This window comes from Pseudoalteromonas amylolytica (assembly GCF_001854605.1).
In the GTDB taxonomy this organism is placed as follows: domain Bacteria; phylum Pseudomonadota; class Gammaproteobacteria; order Enterobacterales; family Alteromonadaceae; genus Pseudoalteromonas; species Pseudoalteromonas amylolytica.
Genome location: NZ_MKJU01000026.1, coordinates 139,424 through 158,704, shown reverse-complemented (window position 1 = coordinate 158,704; position 19,281 = coordinate 139,424). Strand labels below are relative to the sequence as shown.

14 protein-coding genes and 1 tRNA gene are annotated in these 19,281 nt (G+C 44.0%); 13 read left to right on the top strand and 2 right to left on the bottom strand.

The genetic code is table 11. From position 1 onward, the window contains the following. Positions 1-6 precede the first annotated feature (6 nt). From guaA to rimI, 4 genes are all read left to right on the top strand, one after another. On the top strand, positions 7-1,581 hold the full coding sequence (gene guaA / locus BET10_RS11525; RefSeq protein WP_070985731.1) for a glutamine-hydrolyzing GMP synthase: 1,575 nt from the start codon (positions 7-9) through the stop codon (positions 1,579-1,581). Between the two features lie 144 nt (positions 1,582-1,725). Then, positions 1,726-1,802: transfer RNA gene (locus BET10_RS11520), tRNA-Trp, on the top strand. A gap of 77 nt (positions 1,803-1,879) precedes the next feature. Further along, the gene (locus BET10_RS11515; RefSeq protein WP_070985730.1) at positions 1,880-2,155 is read left to right on the top strand and encodes a hypothetical protein; all 276 of its coding nucleotides are present in this window, start codon (positions 1,880-1,882) and stop codon (positions 2,153-2,155) included. Between the two features lie 46 nt (positions 2,156-2,201). Next, positions 2,202-2,621, top strand: coding sequence for a ribosomal protein S18-alanine N-acetyltransferase (rimI, locus tag BET10_RS11510; protein WP_070985854.1), 420 nt, complete (start codon positions 2,202-2,204; stop codon positions 2,619-2,621). Here the strand turns inward: rimI and BET10_RS11505 are convergent. Continuing rightward, positions 2,593-5,289 (bottom strand): hybrid sensor histidine kinase/response regulator, encoded by a 2,697-nt coding sequence (locus BET10_RS11505; protein WP_070985729.1) that lies wholly within the window; start codon positions 5,287-5,289, stop codon positions 2,593-2,595. The genes rimI and BET10_RS11505 overlap by 29 nt on opposite strands. Positions 5,290-5,757: 468 nt before the next feature. Here BET10_RS11505 and prfC point away from each other — a divergent pair, with 468 nt between their 5' ends. The 4 genes from prfC to BET10_RS11485 all read left to right on the top strand — a co-directional run bounded on the left by prfC (position 5,758) and on the right by BET10_RS11485 (position 10,688). Continuing rightward, positions 5,758-7,341, top strand: coding sequence for a peptide chain release factor 3 (gene prfC, locus BET10_RS11500; protein WP_070985728.1), 1,584 nt, complete (start codon positions 5,758-5,760; stop codon positions 7,339-7,341). 21 nt (positions 7,342-7,362) lie between these two features. Next, a complete protein-coding gene (gene argS, locus BET10_RS11495) occupies positions 7,363-9,105 on the top strand; it encodes an arginine--tRNA ligase (protein WP_070985727.1) in 1,743 nt (580 codons plus the stop codon). A 91-nt stretch (positions 9,106-9,196) separates the two neighbouring features. After that, complete coding sequence (gene pdxH, locus BET10_RS11490; protein ID WP_170829141.1) at positions 9,197-9,838, top strand: pyridoxamine 5'-phosphate oxidase; 642 nt, start codon at positions 9,197-9,199, stop codon at positions 9,836-9,838. 85 nt (positions 9,839-9,923) lie between these two features. Further along, entirely contained in the window at positions 9,924-10,688 is a 765-nt protein-coding gene (locus tag BET10_RS11485; protein ID WP_070985725.1) for a TatD family hydrolase, read from the top strand. Here BET10_RS11485 and BET10_RS11480 read toward each other — a convergent pair. Next, positions 10,655-11,272, bottom strand: a complete 618-nt coding sequence (locus BET10_RS11480; RefSeq protein WP_070985724.1) for an AhpA/YtjB family protein — start codon at positions 11,270-11,272, stop codon at positions 10,655-10,657. The genes BET10_RS11485 and BET10_RS11480 overlap by 34 nt on opposite strands. Before the next feature lie 75 nt (positions 11,273-11,347). Here BET10_RS11480 and serB point away from each other — a divergent pair, with 75 nt between their 5' ends. From serB to aceF, 5 genes are all read left to right on the top strand, one after another. Next, positions 11,348-12,370, top strand: coding sequence for a phosphoserine phosphatase SerB (serB, locus tag BET10_RS11475; RefSeq protein WP_070985723.1), 1,023 nt, complete (start codon positions 11,348-11,350; stop codon positions 12,368-12,370). Between the two features lie 127 nt (positions 12,371-12,497). Then, positions 12,498-13,235 carry a hypothetical protein gene (locus tag BET10_RS11470; RefSeq protein WP_070985722.1) on the top strand — a complete coding sequence of 246 codons (738 nt, stop codon included), beginning with the start codon at positions 12,498-12,500 and terminating at the stop codon, positions 13,233-13,235. Between the two features lie 527 nt (positions 13,236-13,762). Then, positions 13,763-14,512, top strand: coding sequence for a pyruvate dehydrogenase complex transcriptional repressor PdhR (pdhR, locus tag BET10_RS11465; protein WP_070985721.1), 750 nt, complete (start codon positions 13,763-13,765; stop codon positions 14,510-14,512). Positions 14,513-14,574: 62 nt separating this feature from the next. Next, complete coding sequence (aceE, locus tag BET10_RS11460) at positions 14,575-17,241, top strand: pyruvate dehydrogenase (acetyl-transferring), homodimeric type (protein ID WP_070985720.1); 2,667 nt, start codon at positions 14,575-14,577, stop codon at positions 17,239-17,241. 12 nt (positions 17,242-17,253) lie between these two features. After that, the gene (aceF, locus tag BET10_RS11455) at positions 17,254-19,143 is read left to right on the top strand and encodes a pyruvate dehydrogenase complex dihydrolipoyllysine-residue acetyltransferase (RefSeq protein WP_070985719.1); all 1,890 of its coding nucleotides are present in this window, start codon (positions 17,254-17,256) and stop codon (positions 19,141-19,143) included. Positions 19,144-19,281: the final 138 nt, after the last annotated feature.

The following is a 19,281-nucleotide window of genomic DNA, read 5'->3' as shown; positions in this document are numbered from 1 at the left end:
TTATCAATGAGCAAAGACATCCACGATTCCCGCATTTTGATCTTAGACTTTGGTTCGCAATACACGCAGCTAATTGCACGTCGTATACGTGAAATTGGTGTGTACTGTGAACTATGGGCTTGGGACGTTACCGAAGAGCAAATCCGTGAGTTTAATCCTCAGGGCATTATTTTATCAGGCGGTCCTGAGTCAACGACGTTAGAGAACAGCCCTCGTGCACCAGAGTATGTATTTAACGCTGGTGTGCCTGTCTTGGGTGTTTGCTACGGTATGCAGACCATGGCGATGCAGTTAGGCGGTAAAGTACACAGCTCAGACAAGAAAGAGTTTGGCTATGCCCGTGTTGAAAAGGTTGGTAATTGTAAGCTATTTGACCAAATCCAAGATCATATCGAAGATGGTTTGGACTACCTTGATGTGTGGATGAGCCACGGCGATAAAGTAATTGATATTCCAGATTCTTTCGTTACTACAGCAAAAACAGAGACCTGCCCGCATGCTGCGATGTCATGGGAAGAAAAGCGCTTTTATGGTGTGCAATTCCACCCAGAAGTAACCCACACTCAGCAGGGCCAACGCCTGTTAGAGCGTTTCGTGATTGATATCTGTGCATGTGAAAAATTATGGACGCCAGCGCAAATCATTGAAGACGCAGTTGAGCGTATCAAAGAGCAAGTAGGTGATGACGAAGTGATCCTAGGCTTGTCTGGCGGTGTAGACTCATCGGTCGTGGCGATGCTGATTCACCGTGCAATTGGTGACAAGCTTACCTGTGTATTTGTTGATAACGGCTTACTTCGCTTAAACGAAGGTGAGCAGGTTATGGACATGTTCGGCGATAAGTTTGGCCTGAACATCATTAAAGTTGATGCCGAAGAGAGATTCCTTAAAGCACTTGAGGGGATTGACGAGCCAGAAGCAAAACGTAAATCTATCGGACACACATTTATAGAAGTATTCGACGAGCAGGCCAGCAAGCTGAAAAATGCGAAATGGTTGGCACAGGGTACGATTTATCCTGATGTTATTGAATCTGCTGCATCGGCAACAGGTAAAGCACACGTGATCAAATCTCACCACAATGTGGGCGGTCTACCTGAAGATATGGAAATGGGTTTAGTAGAACCATTACGTGAATTGTTCAAAGACGAAGTACGCAAGATTGGTCTAGAACTAGGTCTGCCTTATGACATGCTTTATCGTCACCCGTTCCCAGGTCCAGGTCTAGGTGTTCGCGTTCTTGGCGAGATCAAAAAAGAGTACTGTGATCTACTACGTCGAGCGGACGCTATCTTCATTGAAGAGTTACATAAAGCTGACCTTTACCACAAAGTTTCGCAAGCATTCACGGTATTCTTACCAGTTCGCTCTGTGGGCGTGATGGGGGACGCACGTAAATATGATTGGGTCGTATCACTGCGTTGTGTTGAAACTATTGACTTTATGACAGCACGCTGGTCACACTTACCTTATGAGTTCTTAGGTCAGGTGTCTAATCGTATCATCAATGAAATCGATGGCATTTCTCGTGTGGTATATGATATTTCAGGTAAACCACCCGCAACGATAGAGTGGGAATAATCATTTCAGCACTAAAATAGAGTGTAAATCTAAGGGCGAATTAAACGATATTCGCCCTTTTGTTTATTTTAGAAGCAGTTAAACGCTATTTTTATAATTTTTCTTTACCTTTGGAAAAACCTCTTTATAATGCGTCGACATTGCAGGGGCGTAGTTCCAATTGGTAGAACAGCGGTCTCCAAAACCGATGGTTGCGGGTTCGAGTCCTGCCGCCCCTGCCACTTCTTTTTTAGTTTTGCTTTATGTTCTTCAAAGCAGTATATTCCCAAATTATTAATACTCAGTACAACAGGCAACTATGCACTCTTTGTATGCTGAAATCTTGGATATCACACCGCTTGTTTTAAATAATCGTTATTGTGTTAGCGATGCGAATCAGAACGAATGCGAAACGGTTGAGCCATGTCATCTCAGTCCTCTACTGTGGGAAGATATTAAGCTCGCTACAGCACGCGAATTACATAATGTGTTCAAAGCACAGAGTATTGAGATCCAAGGTACTTCGTTGTATTTACCTGCAGAACAATTATCCAGTGCGCAAAAGCGTCAGTTATGGGCCTTACTTAGTGAATAAATTAGTACAGCGTAACGTATTAACCGACGTTGTGTTTGAACAGCTGATGAGCGTTGAAACCGCATGTCATGAATTTCCGTGGTCAGCAAATACCATGCAATCATGCCTAAGCGGCCGTTATTTTAATGGTGCAATATTCGAACAAGAGCAGCTAATTGGATTTTACATCGGTGAGGTCGCCGGGCCTGATCACACCTTAATGGACATTTGTGTAGCGCCAGCTTACCAACGTCAAGGTGTGGCCAAGATACTGTTAACAGATTTTATCGCAGTCAGTGAAGAAGCCGGTGCTGAAAACTTGTTTTTAGAGGTGCGCGCATCTAATCAAGGTGCGATTGCGTTGTACCAATGGGCTGGGTTTAGTGAAGTCGGTATACGTAAAAATTACTATCCAAGTGCCAATGGCAATGAAGATGCAATCCTAATGGCGATGACGCTTAACTTCGGCTCTCAGAGTAGTCTTTAGTTGATTCGCAGATCTGCTGCTTAAGTGTATAATTTATGGCCTCAGTTAATGACAGCATGGCGTAGTGCCACTGATTTTCGTCATTGGTGCGTAGCATCTGCTCTAGTTGATCAGCAGCACTGTGAATATTCGTAAAGCCAAAGCAGCCTGCACTACCTTTTAGGCTATGTGCCAAAGCTCTCAAAGATTCCCAGTCGCCACGCTGATAATATTGTTTGAGCTGCGCAAGGTATTCAGGGAGCTTTTGGTTATAGTTGTGTGCAATTTGCGCGAACTTCTCGCTTTTGAGCAATGAGTCCCATTTTGAGTCGCTGGCGGCTTGAAGCTGTAAGTGTTTCAGTAACACTTTTCCTAACTGCTCTCTATCGATTGGTTTTGCGAGTGTGGCATCACAGCCAGCCTTTATGTAAGATTCTATATCGTGCTTCATCACATTGGCCGTCAAAGCGATGATAGGGCCGTCATAAGCGGCATGGCGCAACATCTGAGTTGCTTCAAGCCCTCCCATTACAGGCATTTGCATGTCCATTAAAATGAGTTGATAGTCGTTAATCAGCGCTTTTTCTACGGCTTGTGCACCATTGTCTACAATGTCAGGGGTGATCCCCCAGGCATTCAGCAGCAGGGCGATCAGTTCTTGGTTATCAAGGTTGTCTTCTGCCAATAAGATACGGGCGTTTACATGAATATCAGCAAATTCTTGGGTAATGTTCGCTTTAGTTTGTTGTGCCACGAGAGCGTGTTGCATTTGTGGTGACGTATTTTCTTGATAGTTGCCCGCAATGGTGATGACAAACTGACTACCTACGCCTTGTTCGCTCTTAACCTTTACATCGCCACCAAGCAGTTGTGCTAAATTCTTTGCAATGCACAGCCCCAAGCCTGTACCACCAAAGCGACGTGTAATGGTGCTATCTGCTTGCTCAAATGGCTTAAATACTCTGCTTATTTCGCCTTGTGACATGCCAATACCAGTATCTTCAACAATAAACTTAAAGTGCTCAGTAGACGCATCATAAGAAACGTCGATGGTGACTTTGCCGTATTCTGTAAATTTTACGGCATTACTACAAATATCAATTAAGATTTGCTTTACTCGAGTTGCGTCACTATACAACACTTTAGGGATAGGAAACTGGTAATTGATGGAAAAAGACAGCTGCTTTTGCTCACTCATCGGGATGATTATGTCAGCAACATCTTCCATCAATGGCTGAACTTCAACCTCGCTGCATTCAACGGCGAGCTTTTCCGCCTCTATTTTTGATAAATCTAGAATATTGTTAATTAATTCAAGCAAGTGCTTTGAGTTACGCAACATGGTTTCTAGGTGCTTTTGGTTGCATTGGGTATCACGGTTGTTGATTAGCTGCTCGGTAAAGCCAATAATGGCCGTCAGTGGGGTACGAATTTCGTGACTCATATTCGCTAAAAAGCGGCTTTTTAACTCGTTAGCTTGCTCAGCTTGCGTAAAAGCAGTTTCTAACTGTTGGTTCATACGCTCAAGGGCAAATGTGCGGTTATCAACCTTCTCTTCAAGGTGTAGTTTGTAGTCTTCAAGCTCTCCTTGAAAGTCTCTAATTTGTTTAACCATATGGTTAAAGTCTCTAAACAGCTTACCTACTTCATCTTTATTGTCATTTGGTAAGTATACGCTGAGATCACCATCCCCCACACGATGGCTAGCTTCACCCAACAGTTCAATTGGGTTGATCAGAAAGCGCCTTACGACAATCAGTACCAAAATAGGGAGCGCGATTATGGATAGCAAAACAATGAGCGCAGTGAGATTTTTAATTGCCTGCCCAGATTCGTACAGTACATGCTTAGGAATCGCAGATAAGTAGTAGTAATCATCACTCAATTGCACCGCATAGCTGATCATGTCTAGTTTATTAATACTCGGCAAATTGAGGTTCGTCAGTTCTTCTTGATCTGCGAGATTATGAACTTGATCTACCTCTTGTGATTGTAAAGTTTGTGCGTATAAAGCCGGTGCGGAACTGAATAGGATTTTACCTTCACCGGTGATTAGCAAGTTAAGAGCATTGTCGTACGGAGACTCTAAAATAGAATAATTGATGATTGAAGGGTCTACACGTACCACAACGTAGCCTGCCAAAGTAGCTTGATTAGCTGAGCTATTTACTGCAAAGACTTGCTGCACAAAGTATAAGTGTGTCATGCCATTGTCTGTGGGGATCATAAAGTACTGCTGGCGCAAATTGCTTGTACGTACCTGATTGAAAAAAGCGTACCCTTGTGGCGGTAGGTGCAAGTTATTGGCGAGATAAGCTGTGCTGCGACCTTGTTGATCGACCAGATTAATACTGAAAATATCAGGATAGGCTTCCGTATAACTGGCGAATACGTTTTGTAGTGCCACACGGCGTTGCTCAGTAGTATCCGAATCAAGATGGCGTACACCGAGGTAATCGTTGAGCACAGGTGAAGTTGACAGCAATTTGGTTGTTGATTGATATATATCGATATAATTGAGAATTTTTTGCTGTTGTTGCTCAACAAAGCGGCTGACGGTAAGTTTGGCTTGCTTTTGTGTTGAGCTAGTCACATTCGACAATGTAAAACCACCAAGAAACAATGAGGGTAGCACCACTAAAGGGGTAATGTAGCGTAGCAGTTTTATGCTTAACTTACTTATTTTCATGGCGTTACGATAATTTCCCTATGAAAATCATATCGGTCTATTCGGGTTTAAGAATACGGTCAATTTAAAGCTTTTTTACGTTGTTACTGCTAAAAGTATGTTTGTTTAAAGTAGCAGATGTATTGTCAACCTTAGGCTATCACTGTAGACCAAATTGTCAGGAACTGACAATACAATTGCAAAAATGCAAGAATTGAAAACAAGCACTTATGTTTAATGCAAGCTTGTGTGTTGTTGTTGCTAACAAACCATGTGCAGTGCCTGTATTCAATTGATATGAGTGGGATTCAATAGAACGGTTTGAGCTGATGAAGGGGTGTTCTGGTAAAGAGAGTGTGTAAAGCGCAAATTCTCGCCCAATAACTTAATCTGGCGGCTTTTTTGCCCCGTCTAAAACAGGTATAATCGGCAAAATTTTAACTTGTTTCGCAAACAGAACTGCGAGCACACAGGGCTAAAGCTGCTTACATGTCAAATATCGTTAATGAAATACACAAGCGACGCACGTTCGCTATTATCTCGCACCCGGATGCGGGTAAAACCACCATCACCGAAAAAGTTTTATTGTTCGGAAAGGCGTTGCAAAAAGCAGGTACCGTAAAAGGGCGCGGGTCGAACCAACATGCTAAATCTGACTGGATGGAAATGGAAAAAGAGCGTGGTATCTCAGTAACGACCTCTGTGATGCAGTTTCCTTACAATGACGCTTTAGTTAACTTACTCGATACGCCAGGACACGAAGATTTCTCGGAAGACACATATCGTACACTTACGGCTGTTGACTCTTGTTTGATGGTGATTGATGCCGCAAAGGGTGTTGAGGATCGTACGCGTAAGCTAATGGAAGTCACTCGTCTGCGTGATACACCTATCGTTACTTTTATGAACAAGCTTGACCGCGATATTCGTGACCCAATGGAGCTGTTGGACGAAGTTGAAACAGAGTTAAACATCGCTTGTGCACCTGTATCATGGCCTATTGGGTGTGGTAAAGAGTTTAAAGGGGTATACCACATTCACCGCGATGAAACGATTTTGTATCAAACGGGTCAAGGCCACACGATTCAAGAAAAACGAATTGTTAAAGGCTTGGATAACCCAGAGCTTGATCAGGCTGTAGGCGCAGAGCTTGCGGAGCAACTGCGTGAAGAACTTGAGTTAGTGATTGGTGCGTCACATGAGTTTGATCAAGAATTGTTTTTAAAAGGTGAGCTGACGCCAGTTTTCTTTGGTACAGCATTAGGTAACTTCGGTGTCGATCATATGTTAGATGGTCTGACCGAGTGGGCACCAGCGCCGATGCCTCGCCAGACCGAAGAGCGTGAAGTAAAAGCTGAAGAAGAGAATTTCAGTGGGTTTGTATTCAAAATTCAGGCGAATATGGACCCTAAACACCGCGACCGTATCGCGTTTATGCGTATCGTATCGGGCAAATATAGCCAAGGTATGAAGATGAATCACGTGCGTATTGGTAAGCAAGTGAGTATTTCCGATGCGGTAACCTTTATGGCGGGCGACCGTGAACGTGCAAATGACGCGTTTGCGGGTGACATTATTGGCTTGCATAACCACGGCACCATTCAAATTGGTGATACGTTTACGCAAGGCGAGAAATTAAAATTCAGTGGTATTCCTAACTTTGCGCCTGAGTTATTCCGCCGTATTCGTTTAAAAGATCCACTCAAGCAAAAGCAGTTGTTAAAAGGCTTGGTACAACTTTCTGAAGAAGGTGCTGTGCAGGTATTTAGACCTTTAATTAATAACGACTTGATAGTTGGTGCTGTGGGTGTACTGCAGTTCGATGTGGTTGTCGCTCGTTTAAAAGCAGAATACAACGTTGATGCAATTTATGAGAGTGTCAATGTACAAACGGCTCGTTGGGTTAGCTGTTCAGATGAAAAGAAAATGGCGGAATTTAGACGTAAATGTGAGTCAAACTTGGCACTGGATGGGGGAGATAACCTGACATATATCGCGCCAAGCCGTGTAAATCTTAATTTATCTATGGAGCGCTACCCAGATGTTGAGTTCCATCATACTCGTGAACACTAAGCCGCATACAAAGGATAAAGCATGAACATTAAAACGATTCTAATTGAAAAAGCCAATGCGGCCATGTTGGCTGCGGGGATCCCTGAAGGAACTAACCCTGCGGTAACACAAAGTACTCGCCCTCAGTTTGGTGATTATCAAATAAATGGCGCGATGGGCGCAGCAAAAGCTTTGAAAACCAACCCAAGAGAGCTGGCACAAAAAATTATCGATAATCTAGATGTGAGTGATATTGCTGCACAAACAGAAATCGCAGGTCCTGGTTTTATCAATATTCATTTAAAACCAGAGTTTTTATCCGCCAGTTTAGCTGCGGCTAACAAAGACGCTAAGCTTGGTGTGTCTGAGCATCAACCTGCTAAAAAGGTTGTGGTCGATTACTCATCACCAAACCTTGCGAAAGAAATGCACGTTGGTCACTTACGTTCGACCATCATTGGTGATTCAGTGGTGCGTGCACTTGAGTTTCGTGGCGACACCGTGATCCGCCAGAACCACATGGGGGATTGGGGAACGCAATTTGGGATGTTGATAGCTCACCTTGAAGATTTGTTAAATCAAGGTGTTGACCTAGAAAATGTCGCATTGGCTGACCTTGAAAGCTTCTACCGTGACGCCAAGAAACGCTTTGATGAAGAAGAAGGCTTCGCTGACAAAGCACGGGACTATGTAGTGAAGCTACAAAGTGGTGATGAGCACTGTAAAAAACTTTGGCAAATGTTCATCGATACCTCAGTGAAGCACTCCGAAGAAGTTTACGAGAAACTAAACGTGACACTCACACGTGACGACATCATGGCTGAGAGTGCCTACAATGATCGCCTCGCTGGTGTGATTGACTTACTCAAGTCAAAAGGCATTGCGGTTGAAGACCAAGGCGCACAGGTGGTTTTCTTAGATGAACTGGCGAACAAAGACGGTGAACCTTCGGTCTTTATCGTACAGAAATCGGGTGGCGGCTTCTTGTATTCCACCACAGACTTAGCGGCATGTGACTATCGCTCGAACGAATTAGATGTTGATCGTATCCTAATTTTTGTGGATGCCCGCCAAGGCTTGCACTTCAACCAAGTTGAGATCACGGCGCGTAAAGCGGGTCTGTTAAAAGACAAAACAACTTATGAGCCAAGCCTATTCGGTACGATGATGGGAGAGGATGGTAAGCCATTTAAAACCCGTACTGGTGGTACCGTTAAATTGGCAGACTTGTTAGAAGAGGCCGTTAGTCGTGCTACAGACAAGTTAGCGAACAGAGACTCTGGCTTATCGGATGAAGAACGCAAGGAAATCGCTCGAAAAGTAGGTATTGGCGCAGTTAAGTATGCAGATTTATCTAAGCACCGTACCAGTGATTATATCTTCAACTGGGATACTATGCTCAGTTTTGAAGGTGCAACAGCGCCTTACTTGCAATATGCCTATACGCGTGTACGTAGTATTTTCCGTAAAGCGGGTGTTGATAGCATAGCATTGAATGCGCCAATCAGTATTGTTGAGCCACAAGAAAAAACATTGGCGCTTAAATTGCTGCAGTTGGAAGAAGTACTTGATCTGATGATCAATGAAGCAACACCGCACGTATTGTGTGGCTACTTGTATGAGTTAGCAAGTTTGTATATGACTTTCTACGAGGCTTGTCCAATTCTAAAAGACGATGTGGCAGATGATGTGCGTGATAGCCGCTTAATGCTTTGTAACCTAGTTGCCAATACCTTACGTACTGGCTTAGAGCTGTTGGGTATTGAAGTGATGGAGCAAATGTAAATTCGCATTCGCTTAGTTACATAGCCTCGTAGAGGTGTTAATCTAAAAGCCGCATAGAACCTTGTTTATTGCGGCTTTTTTGTAAGGAAAAATCATGAAGCTTGAAGATATTCGTCGCGAATACACAAAAGGTGGGCTGCGCAGAGAAATGCTAGCGCAAACCCCTGTTTTGCAGTTTGAGCAATGGCTACAGCAAGCTGTTGAAGCAAAGTTTGCAGATCCAACAGCCATGGTGGTGGCAACGGTAGATGAGCATGGTCAACCGTCACAGCGCATCGTGTTATTAAAACACTTAGATGACAATGGCTTTGTGTTTTTTACCAACACAGGGTCGCGCAAAGCGCAAGAAATCAAGGGCAACAATAAGGTTTGTTTGCATTTCCCATGGCAAGAAATTGAAAGACAAGTCATCGTATATGGACAAGCAAAGCCACTGTCGACTGCAGCGGTGGCCAAATATTTCTTATCACGTCCAGCCGAGAGTCAAATTGCTGCGTGGGCCTCACAGCAGTCTCGTCCGGTTTCCTCACGTAAAGCCTTAATGGAGACCTTTCATAGTATGAAAGCCAAGTTTTCCAAAGGAGAGATCCCGTTACCTGATTTCTGGGGCGGCTACTGTGTTGAGCCATCCAAGGTTGAGTTTTGGCAAGGTGGTGAGCACCGTTTACACGATCGCTTTATGTATATCAAGCAAAGCGATGGTAGTTGGGAAATCGACAGGCTCAACCCTTAAAAAAGTATAAGGCAGCCATGCGTGCTGCCATACAACCTTAGAGCATTTATACTTACCTTCATAATGTGCAGCTATTAAGGTGAACATGCACTTCATTGATACTCATTGTCACTTAGACTTTACCGAGTTTAAACTTGATCTCGAACAGCAGCTGGCGCACGCGCACGCGTTAGGGGTTGATTACTTTGTTGTGCCTGGCATTACAATAAAGCAAAGCGAATCATTACTGGCATTTTCTGAGCGTTATTCGCAATGCAGAGTTGCTGCGGGGCTGCATCCGTACTTTATTGACCAACACACGGATGAGGCGCTGCATCAGCTTATATTATTTGCCCAAAACAATAAGCATCACTTGGTGGCTATTGGGGAGTGCGGTATAGATGGCACATGCCCACAATTACCATGGCAACAAGCACTTTTTGCGGAGCAGATTAAACTCAGCAATATGCTGCAACTGCCTTTGATTGTGCACCATCGACAAAGCCATCACTTAATCGCACAAACTTTCAAGCAAACGCCGCCTAAGTTTGGCGGGGTGATCCATGCTTTTTCTGGGTCTTTACAACAAGCGCAGTATTATATCAAGCAAGGCTTCAAGCTTGGAGTAGGTGGCACCATAAGTTATGAGCGGGCAAGCAAGACCAGAAAAGTGTTTAGCCAAGTACCGTTAGAATGCTTGCTACTTGAAACCGATGCACCATCCATGCCCTTGTCGGGGCATCAGGGCAAGGTTAATGAGCCTAGGCGTTTGTTAGATGTATTTGAGTATTTATGTCAATTGCGTAGCGAGCACCCCGAGCAAATAGCACGGCAACTTTACTTGTCATCTTGTACGCTTTTTCGGATCTGACGTTTTACTTCCCAACCTTTTAATGCGCGACCAATTTGCCAAGTAAATACGCCAGTGATAAGTAACATGAGCAGCACCATACGGCCCAACTCATGGAAATGATAATGGCTTTGGCTCATCGCGGACTGAGTTAAGTACACCATGCTGACAAACCCAAGTGGTCTGTCATTGGCGGTGATCGGCTCAACCACCGAGGTTTTAAGTTTACTGATGCCCGGTAACTGTTGAGGTAAACCGTAGGTATTATCATGTTGTGTAAAGCCTTCACTCGCAACAATCAGCTCTCCCGTGTTGTTATAAATGGCGATACTGAGTACATTTTTGTCACTTTCCAGATGTTGGCTAAGCTGTTTTAACAAAGGTACGTCTTCTTTGATAAGAGGTTGGGCGGCATTAAGTGCCAGTTGACGCGCTAGGCTGCGAGCATTCATATCAGCCTGTTTGTACAATAATTGATGTGATTGAAAGCTGGTATTAAAGGCAAGCCACGTTAGGGTAACAAAGCAAGCCGCCGCAACCATCAAACGTACTAATCGACGGCCTCGTGAAGACTTTAATAAATCAATTGCTTGTGTATTTTTCATATTACCTATGTTGGTTGCTGACAGTATCATTGATAGATGTTAAAAAGGGCGAGTCTGTTACTTAGGAGCTTATGTATGCCAACCTCTAGCCTTGTGCAATTACCTGATCATGATTTATCTCATATCTTCACTTTAGCAAAATGGTACCGAATTGAAAGTGCACAGTGCTTATTAAGCGATATGACTCCTGATAGCCAAAAAGGCGTGTTTATCACCTTGTTTGGCGAGCAGTTAACAACCGCTAAGCTGCAAAACTTTCTGGCATTTTTACACGACTCGGACCTGCCAGTTAGCGCCATATGTCAATATCACCCACACCCTGCATTACCAGAAGCTATGGTGATGTATGTTGATAAGCGCTATGTGCCAGAGGTAACCGAGCAACTCAAGCAACAGCTCAGAGAGGCGGCACATTCACTGGCGCTACAGTGTGCTATTTTGGCAAACCCTGCAACTATTTCAAAAGCCGGGCTACTGGTGATGGACATGGATTCTACCGCGATAGAGATTGAGTGTATTGACGAAATTGCTCGTCTAGCCAATGTTTATGATGAAGTTGCAAAAGTAACGGCTCAGGCAATGGCTGGACAGCTCGCTTTTAGTGATAGTTTGCATCAACGGGTCAGTAAGTTGGCAGGCATAGAGCTGAGTTTAATCAAAGAGTTAAAGAGTAACCTGCCGTTAATGGATGGTATAAAAACATTATGTACTCACCTGAAGCAACATGGTTGGCATTTGTATATTGCCTCGGGCGGTTTTACTTGGTTTGCAGAAGCTTTGTTAGCACCACTACAACTCGATGGGTGTTATGCCAATGAGCTTGAAATCGCTGACGAGCACTTAACTGGAAAGGTGCTTGGAGAGGTGGTAGACGCACAGAAGAAGGCCGACATACTAAATATTTTGACGCAACAGCATGGCTTGAATAAGTCTCAAACTGTAGCAATGGGCGATGGCGCAAATGACTTGCTAATGATGGCTCAAGCCGGTACTGGGGTCGCTGTGCACGGCAAGCCTAAGGTTGTTGCTCAAGCGGATGCAGCGATCTGTGAAGGGTCACTACTACAAGTCCTTTATTTGCTATCTATTCCGCTTTAAACGCGTTATAGAAATCGTGAATAAGTGCTATATGCTAGGTAAGTAAAGTGAATATTTTATGTGAATAATAGTTTGGGATAGTCTGACCGATAACCTATAAAAGTTCATTAAGAAAAGGATATTTTTTATGAAAGTAAATGCCAACCAACTGATTGAGATAGGTGCTTTAGCAAATAAAGGCACTTCAAAATCAGTTAATCAGGAAAATACCACCACTGTGCAAAACAGTGATCTTAAACTTGCGGCTGATACTTACCATGGTTCCAAAGAGCAGATCCTAGATCCCACGTATAGTAGACCTATTGTTGTTGGTGAAGCTCAACAGCTTATAGAGGAACCAGAACAGACAAGTGCGAGACTCAATGAAGCCTATCACCAACTCTACTTTAATGGTGATATGTACAAAGCGGCTGATGAATTGGCTGGGCAGTACAACCAGTTTATGAGTGAGCTGGCCAGCAGTGACCCACAACTTGCTCAAAAGGACTGGGCATTCTCAGTTGATGAAGAAGGCGCAATTAAGGTCTCTGGGCAGCTAAGCGCGGATCAAATCAGCTATCTTGAAGATAAATTGAATGCAAATGAAAAGCTCGTGCAGCTGGCCAATGATGTTAAAGACAACTTCTTGAAGTATACCGAACTTGAGCGTGGTCCAAGCGAGCAAGGAACCAGTGAATACTGGGGCAAGTATGATGTGAACAGCGAGAACTTTTCACAAATCATTGATATGAGATCTTTAATGACAGAGCAAATCAAGGAAGATGAGGTCAGTGCGCGGATCGGCAATAACTTAAATATGTTTGGTTTTATTGAAAATATGTCTGAACAGTTAAGTGCTAAAGCTCAAGCAACATACGCCGCGTAAAGCTTGATAAAAACTTGAGTGATAAGCAATGGAGTAACTACCATTATTATTACAGCTATCGCGATTACAGCCTCATTTGGTGTTCCGCCCAAACCCCACACAGCTAAGAACTATTATATCTATCGCGTTTTCTCCTAGTAAAGAATAGGTTCTAAGTTAATGGCACGTGATATTTCACTTTTAAGATTGGATATCTACACATGGCTGGCATACAGTTGGTATCGGCGAGCATCAATTTTAGTGCCTATATATTTTCGATTGGTATGTGTTGGTGGATGATCCCTCTTTTAATTTTAAACTGGTCAGACCTTTTTTATAAACCTAGGAAATTCGATATTTTTGTATAAAGTTTACACTTTAACTATGCACTTTCAGTGGGTATTTATACGCAGATTTTTGACAGTGTTCATTGATTTTGATAACGTATTGTGCAAATTTGGTATGACCAATTTACCTTTTGGTTTTAATGGATCGGCTAACCACAAATAGTTGAGGTTAGCAGTACACTGAAATTCGGCGTTAGATCAATGTCTTTAAAGATAAAAGCAGCGAAGTTATCCGATGTTATTTTAGAACAGCTTGAGAATATGATCCTTGAGGGTTCTTTAATGCCAGGAGAAAAGTTGCCCCCTGAGCGCGAGCTTGCTAAGCAATTTGAAGTATCGAGACCTTCACTACGCGAAGCAATTCAAAAGCTCGAAGCAAAGGGCCTAGTAACACGCCGTCAAGGCGGAGGAACTTACGTTAAGAATCAATTGGAAGAAGGGCTAACAGATCCGTTATTTGACTTGATCAGCAAGCACCCTGAATCACAATTTGATTTACTTGAGTTTCGTCATGCCCTTGAAGGGATTGCCGCTTATTATGCAGCGCTACGCGGTACCGATACAGATTTCGAAAAGGTGCAAAACAGCTTTGATAGCATCGCTCAAGCACAAGGGGATCTTGCCCAAACTGCAGCGGCTATTAATGCCTTTCATTTTACGGTGGCAGAAGCCTCACATAACGTGGTGTTGTTACATTTAATGCGAGGTATGCAATCGTTACTTGAGCAGAATGTGTTGCAGAACTTAACGGTATTGGTGCAAAAATCAGAAGTAAGTGAGCAACTGGCTGAGCATAGAAGAGTGTTGTTGGAGGCCGTTATTAATGGCAACCCTGAGCAGGCACGTTTAGCCAGTAACGCGCACTTAGCGTTTATTGAAGAAGCATTACTTGAAGCGGGCAAAGAGCGTTCGCGCATCGAGCGTAGCTTAAGACGTACAAAACAGCAGTAAGCGTGCTGATCACATTAAAACTGAATAATAAATTCGTATTTTAAACATAAGGAAAATTCCATATGTCTGAAGTCAATAAATTTGACGTAGACGCGTTAGAAACCCAAGAGTGGTTGCAAGCGCTTGAGTCGGTAGTAAAAGAAGAAGGTGTTGAGCGCGCGCAGTTCTTGTTAGAGCAAGTACTTGAGCAAGCACGTCTAGAAGGCGTAGATATGCCAACTGGCACAACTACTAACTATGTGAATACTATTCCAGCGGACCAAGAACCTGCTTATCCAGGTGATGTAAACATTGAGCGTCGTATTCGTTCAATCATTCGTTGGAATGCCATCATGATCGTATTACGTGCGTCAAAGAAAGATTTAGAACTTGGCGGACATATGGCGTCTTACCAGTCGTCAGCAGCGTTCTATGAAATGTGTTTCAATCACTTCTTCCGTGCACCTAACGAGGTTGACGGTGGTGACTTAGTTTATTATCAAGGTCATATTTCACCGGGTATCTATGCTCGCGCATTTTTGGAAGGTCGTTTAACTGAAGAGCAGTTAGATAACTTCCGTCAAGAAGTGGATGGTAAAGGTATTTCATCTTACCCACACCCTAAACTGATGCCTGAATTTTGGCAATTCCCTACCGTTTCTATGGGGCTTGGACCAATCGCATCTATCTATCAAGCGCGTTTTCTAAAATACCTTGATGGCCGTGGCTTAAAAGATACCAAGAACCAGCGTGTTTACGCGTTCTTAGGCGATGGTGAAATGGATGAACCAGAATCACGTGGTGCGATCTCTTTTGCCGCGCGTGAAAAGCTGGATAACCTTTGTTACCTAATCAACTGTAACCTACAACGTCTAGATGGCCCTGTAATGGGTAATGGTAAGATCATTCAAGAGCTTGAAGGTCTATTCAGAGGTGCAGGTTGGAACGTGATCAAGGTAGTATGGGGTTCGGGCTGGGACAAACTACTAGCAAAAGATACCACAGGTAAACTACTACAGTTGATGAACGAAACCATCGACGGTGACTATCAAACTTACAAAGCAAAAGACGGCGCATACGTACGTGAGCACTTCTTTGGTCGTTACCCAGAAACTGCGGCACTGGTTGCAGATATGACCGACGAAGAAATTTTTGCACTGAAACGCGGTGGTCATGAGCCTTCTAAGTTGTTTGCCGCATTTAAAGCAGCACAAGAAACCAAAGACCGTCCAACGGTTATCCTAGCTAAAACTGTAAAAGGTTACGGCATGGGTGAAGCGGCTGAAGGTAAAAACATCGCACACCAAGTTAAGAAAATGGATATGACACACGTTGAACACTTACGTTCACGTCTAGGTCTACAAGACTTGGTGTCAGACGAAGAGCTGGTTAACCTACCGTACTTGAAGCTTGAAGAAGGCTCAAAAGAGTACGAGTACCTGCATGCTCGTCGTAAAGCACTGCACGGCTATACGCCACAGCGTTTACCTAACTTTACTCAAGCGTTAACGCTACCAGAAGTCAACGCGTTTGAGCCACTGCTACAAGAGCAAAAACGTGATATTTCAACGACTATGGCATTTGTTCGTGCGTTAAACGTATTGCTAAAAGATAAAAACATCGGTCAAAACATTGTACCTATCATCGCTGATGAAGCGCGTACATTTGGTATGGAAGGTTTATTCCGTCAAATCGGTATTTACAATCCACATGGTCAGAACTACACGCCACAAGACCGTGACATCGTTTCTTACTACAAAGAAGCAACATCGGGTCAGGTACTACAAGAAGGTATCAACGAGCTAGGTGCCATGTCGTCATGGGTTGCTGCTGCAACATCATACAGCACCAACGACTTGCCGATGATCCCATTCTACATTTACTACTCTATGTTTGGTTTCCAACGTGTTGGTGACATGGCATGGATGGCGGGCGACCAACAGGCACGTGGTTTCTTACTGGGTGCAACGGCAGGTCGTACGACGCTAAATGGTGAAGGTTTACAACACGAAGACGGTCACTCACATATTCAAGCGGGCACCGTACCTAACTGTATCTCTTATGACCCAACATTCGGTTATGAAGTGGCAGTGATTCTACAAGACGGTATTCGTCGTATGTACGGTCCTGAGCAAGAAAACGTGTTCTACTACCTAACATTGATGAACGAAAACTACCACCAGCCAGCCATGCCAGAAGGCGCTGAGGAAGGTATTCGTAAAGGTATTTACAAGCTTGAGAGCAATTCAGGCGACAAAGCGCATGTTCAGCTAATGGGCTCAGGCACTATCTTAAATGAAGTACGCAAAGCGGGCGTGATCTTAAGTGAAGAGTACGGTGTTGGTTCTGATGTGTTCTCTGTGACGTCATTCAATGAACTAACGCGTGATGGTCAAGATGCAGAGCGTTTCAATATGCTAAACCCTGAGTCTGAAGCAAAAGTACCTTACATTGCGACTGTTATGAGCGAGTCACCAGCCATTGCTGCTACTGACTACATGAAGAACTATGCTGAGCAGGTACGTGCCTTCATGCCAAGTGCTTCATACAAAGTGTTAGGTACGGATGGTTATGGTCGTTCAGACAGCCGTGAAAACCTACGTCGTCACTTTGAAGTGAATGCTGGATACGTTGTTGTTGCAGCACTTACTGAACTTGTTAAGCAAGGCAAAGTTGAGAAGTCAGTAGTCGTTGAAGCTATCAAGAAATTTGATATCGATACGACCAAAACTAACCCACTTTACGCATAAGGGGCGTTACTAATGACAATCGAAATTCATGTTCCAGATATTGGTGCTGATGAAGTTGAAGTTACTGAGATCCTAGTAAAAGTTGGGGATTCGGTTAGCGAAGAACAATCGCTTATCACGGTGGAAGGCGATAAAGCATCAATGGAAGTACCTGCTGCACAAGCAGGTACTGTTAAAGAGATCAAAATTAGCGAAGGTGACACAGTATCGACTGGCTCCCTTATCATGATCTTTGACGCCGCTGACGGTGAACAGCAACAAGACACTGAAGCCAAAGCTGATGATAAGCCAGCATCGGCTTCGGCGGGTGCAACCGAGTTACAAGAGGTACATGTACCAGATATCGGTGGTGATGAAGTTGAAGTGACTGAAATCATGGTTGCCGTTGGTGACAAAGTTGAGGCAGACCAATCAATCTTAAATGTAGAGGGCGATAAGGCTTCTATGGAAGTACCAGCGCCATTTGCAGGTACTGTTAAAGAGATTAAAGTTGAAGTCGGCGGCACAGTGTCAACGGGGTCTTTGGTCTTTGTGTTTGAAACAGGGGCAACAGCCAGTGATTCAGACCAATCAGAGTCAAAGTCAGAAGCTGCTGATACAGCAACATCGTCTGAAGTAAAAGAAGTTCACGTGCCAGATATTGGTGGTGATGAAGTTGAAGTGACCGAAGTAATGGTATCGGTAGGCGATAGCGTTGAAGCGGATCAATCAATCCTGAACGTTGAAGGCGATAAAGCGTCAATGGAAGTACCAGCGCCATTTGCAGGTACTGTTAAAGAGGTGAAGGTTGCTGTTGGCGATAAAGTGTCTACTGGGTCGCTAATTTTTGTATTTGAAGTGGCGGGTAGTGCGCCACAAAAGGCCGCAGATAAGCCTGCTGAATCTAAGTCTGCACCGGCTTCAAGCCCCGCGCCAAAAGCAACAGCGCCAGCTGCATCAAGTGTAAAAGAAGACTTTGAAGCAAATTCATCTTATGCCCACGCATCACCTGTGGTACGTCGTTTAGCACGTGAGTTTGGTGTAAACCTTGCGCGCGTAAAAGGCACAGGCCGTAAAGGTCGAGTGATCAAAGAAGACGTACAAAACTACGTCAAAGAGCTTGTGAAGCAAGTTGAGTCGGGCAAAGCGTCAGGCAACAGCAGCGCAGGCGGCGGTGAGTTGGGTCTGATTCCTTGGCCAAAAGTCGACTTTAGTAAGTTTGGTGAAATTGAAGAGAAGAAACTTTCTCGTATCCAAAAGCTATCGGGTGCTAACTTACACCGTAACTGGGTTCAGATCCCACATGTGACACAGTTCGATGAAGCAGACATCACGGCCTTAGAAGCATTCCGTAAAGAGCAGAATGTACTGGCTGAGAAGAAGAAAATGGGTGTGAAGATCACGCCATTAGTATTCGTGATGAAAGCAGCGGCAAAAGCGTTGGAAGAATTCCCAACGTTTAATTCTTCATTATCAGAAGATGGTGAAAGCCTAATCCTGAAAAAGTATGTTCACATTGGTATCGCAGTAGATACGCCGAATGGTCTGGTTGTGCCGGTTGTTCGTGATGTAAACAAAAAAGGCATCATTGAACTGTCTCGCGAGCTTATGGAAATTTCAGCCAAAGCGCGTGAAGGCAAGTTAACCTCATCTGACATGCAAGGTGGCTGTTTTACTATTTCAAGTCTTGGTGGCATAGGTGGTACGGCGTTTACGCCTATCGTTAACGCGCCAGAGGTGGCTATCTTAGGTGTGTCTAAATCTGAGATGAAGCCAAAGTGGAATGGTAAAGAATTTGAGCCGCGCTTGATGGTGCCGCTGAGCTGTTCTTACGATCACCGTGTTATTGATGGTGCATTGGCAGCGAAATTTACTGTGACGCTGGCCAGCTACTTGAGCGATATTCGCCAATTAGTGATGTAATTTATTGTCCCGCCTACTATTTAGGCGGGACATCTTTTTGTGCGGATGATACACTTTCGCACACTTTAAAATCTCTCTGCCTTGTACCGGTGTTTTTGTACGCGGCAGGCATTTTGGGTGCGGATACTCAAAAGAGTA